At 73.7% G+C, this 2,812-nt stretch carries 3 protein-coding genes and 1 pseudogene; 3 read left to right on the forward strand and 1 reads right to left on the reverse strand.

What is annotated here, in order from left to right; translation table 11 throughout:
• The 3 genes from AOK00_RS30505 to AOK00_RS30515 form a co-directional block, all read left to right on the forward strand.
• Positions 1-468 (forward strand): HPP family protein (locus AOK00_RS30505; RefSeq protein WP_055603448.1); only part of this gene is annotated, 468 nt, incomplete at its 5' end.
• 9 nt (positions 469-477) lie between these two features.
• On the forward strand, positions 478-945 hold the full coding sequence (locus AOK00_RS30510) for an NUDIX hydrolase (protein WP_055603449.1): 468 nt from the start codon (positions 478-480) through the stop codon (positions 943-945).
• Positions 946-1,079: 134 nt separating this feature from the next.
• Positions 1,080-2,252, forward strand: coding sequence for a serine hydrolase domain-containing protein (locus tag AOK00_RS30515; RefSeq protein WP_079042281.1), 1,173 nt, complete (start codon positions 1,080-1,082; stop codon positions 2,250-2,252).
• A gap of 4 nt (positions 2,253-2,256) precedes the next feature.
• On the opposite strand, the pseudogene AOK00_RS30520 reads toward AOK00_RS30515, so the two are convergent.
• A pseudogene (locus AOK00_RS30520) lies at positions 2,257-2,812 on the reverse strand (hypothetical protein); the annotation flags it as partial.

Below are 2,812 nucleotides of genomic sequence, written 5' to 3' on the forward strand. Positions count from 1 at the left end.
GCGCGGCGACGCCCCCGGCCCCGGGTCGTCCTCGCCTCCACCGCCGGGAGCGTCGCCGCGCTGCTCCTCCTGGTCGCCGTCGGCACCGTGCTCGACCAGCCCCTGCTCATCCCGCCGCTCGCCGCGAGCATGGCCCTGGTCGCCGGCGCACCCGACCTGCCGCTGTCCCAGCCGCGCTCGGTCGTCGGCGGCCAGCTGCTCTCCGCCCTCACCGGCTTCGCCGTCCTGACCGTGGCCGGGCCGGGCCTCTGGGGCGCCGCCGTCGCGGGCGGTCTCGCCCTGGGCGTGATGACGCTGGCCCGTACCCCGCACTCACCCGCCGCCGCCACCGCCGTCATCGTCGCGCTCACCTCGCCCCCCTTCTGGTCGTTTCTCGGCCTTCTCGCGCTCGCCTGTCTCCTCCTCGTCGCCGTCGGCCTCGGATCCGCCCGCGTCACCGGCCGGACGTACCCCGTGTACTGGTTCTAACCTCGGTTCATGAAGAAGGAGTTGAGGGTGGCGGCCTACGCCGTGTGCGTCCGGGACGGGCAGGTACTCCTGGCCCGCTGGGTGGCGGGCGACGGCACCAAACGGTGGACGCTGCCGGGCGGCGGCATGGACCACGGGGAGGAGCCCGTGGACACCGTGGTCCGCGAGGTTGAGGAAGAGACGGGCTATCTCACCGAGCCCACCGCCCTCCTCGGCATCGACTCCATCCGCCGCGGCTGGCTGCGCCGCCTCGGCGCCCCCGGCGACTTCCAGGGCCTGCGGATCGTCTACGAAGCCCGGATCACCGGCGGTGCGCTGCGCAACGAGACCGGCGGTTCCACCGACCTCGCCGCCTGGCATCCGCTCGACACCGTCCCCGGACTGCCCCGCGTCGGCCTCGTCGACATCGGCCTCGACCTGTGGCGCGAGCGGCCTCCGGTCGGCCGCTCCCGGCTCGCCGATCCGTCGATCACCTGAGGACCGGCCGTACGGCTGAGGTTCGGCCGGAAACCGCTCAACCGGTGCGACCCCGCTCAACCGTCCCGCGGGCCCCGCGGTCCTCCCCGCCGACCGCAGTACACGCACCGCGGCAGAGTCTCAGGGGAGCCCGCATGTCAGCCGTACGCACGACCCGTACCGTCCTCGCCGCCGTCCTGGTCGCCGGACTCACCGCCACGGCACTCGCCACCCCGGCCCTGGCGGCCTCCGCGCCGACGGCCTCGGCATCGGCGGCCTCGGCGTCGGCGGGTGGCCACGCCGCCACCCAGGAGGCGCTCCGGGCCGCGGTCGACGCCGGTGTGCCCGGGGCCGTCGCCCAGGCCCGGGACGGCCGTGGCGACTGGACCGGCACCGCCGGCGAGCGCCGGGGGAACGACCGTTTCCGCGTCGGTTCCATCACCAAGACCTTCGCCGCCACCGTCCTCCTCCAGCTCCAGGCGGAGGGCCGGCTCGACCTCGACGACCCGGTCGAGAAGTGGCTGCCCGGCGTCGTCCGGGGCAACGGCCACGACGGCCGCGGGATCACCGTCCGCCAGCTGCTGAACCACACCAGCGGCGTCTACAGCGTCACCTCCGACCCAGGCTTCCAGGAGAAGGTCTTCGGCCCGGGTTTCCTCAAGCACCGCTACGACCGCTGGACCCCGCGTCAGCTCGTCGACATCGCCATGACCCACGCGCCGGACTTCGCCCCCGGCACCGGCTGGAACTACTCGAACACGAACTACGTCCTCGCCGGGATGGTCATCGAGAAGGTCACCGGACGTCCCTACGGCAAGGCGGTCGAGAACCGCGTCATCAAGCCGCTCAAGCTCCGCGCCACGAGCGTCCCCGGCACCGATGTGAGGATGCCGAAGCCGAGCTCCCCCGCCTGGTCCACGCTCTCCGACGACCCGGCCGCGCCGGTCCACGACGTCAGTCGGCTGAGCCCCACCCTCGCCTACGCGGCCGGCGAGATGATCTCCGACGCCAACGACCTGCAGACCTTCTACCGCGCCCTGCTCAAGGGCCGGCTGCTCCCGGAGGCCGAGATGAAGGAGATGACCACCACCGTCCCGGTGTCCCCCGAACTCCCCGGGACGGGGTACGGGCTCGGGCTCATGAAGCAGAAGCTGAGCTGCGGCAAGGAGATCTGGGGTCACGGGGGCGGCATCCACGGTTCCTCCTCCGAGGCCCAGGCCACCCGCGACGGCCGGCACTCCCTCGCCATGAACTTCAACGCCGACTGGACGGGCGACGGCGCGGCCGTCCTGGAGGCCGAGTTCTGCGGCGTCACGCCGAAGCGCTGACCCCTCACCGCGGGAGGACGACGACATACGCGGCGGGCTGCCGGTCGGGCGCGGCCATCAGGGCCGTACGCACCACGGTGGCCTGCTGGTCCATCGCCTCGCGCAGCTTGCGCGGGGTGAGGTGGACGACCGTGATGCCGAGCCGCTCCAGATGCTCCCGCTTGCGGGTGTACTCGGACCAGAGCGCGTCCTCGTCCTGCCGCGGCGCCCGGGTGTCCAGCTCGACGGCGACGGCCTGGTCGGGCCAGTAGGCGTCCACCCCGCCCAGGTGCGGGCCGCCCGGCAGCCGCAGGTCCACGTTCCACAGCGGGTCCGGCAGGGCGAACTCCCGCACCATCTCGTACAGCCGCTCCTCGGAGAGGGAGCGCCCCTCGGCGAGCAGCGCGTCCACCGCGTCCACGACGTGCGGCCGGGCGAGGAGCCGGGCGCGGTGGTGCGCGAGTTGAACCGCGCCCGGCTCCTCGCCCGGCCGCACGTCGTGGACGCGGTGGACGCGCTGCTCGCCGAGGGGCGCTCCCTCTCCGAGGAGCGGCTGTACGAGATGGTGCGGGAGTTCGCCC

The organism is Streptomyces aureus (genome assembly GCF_001418135.1).
Classification (GTDB): Bacteria; Actinomycetota; Actinomycetes; order Streptomycetales; family Streptomycetaceae; genus Streptomyces; species Streptomyces aureus_A.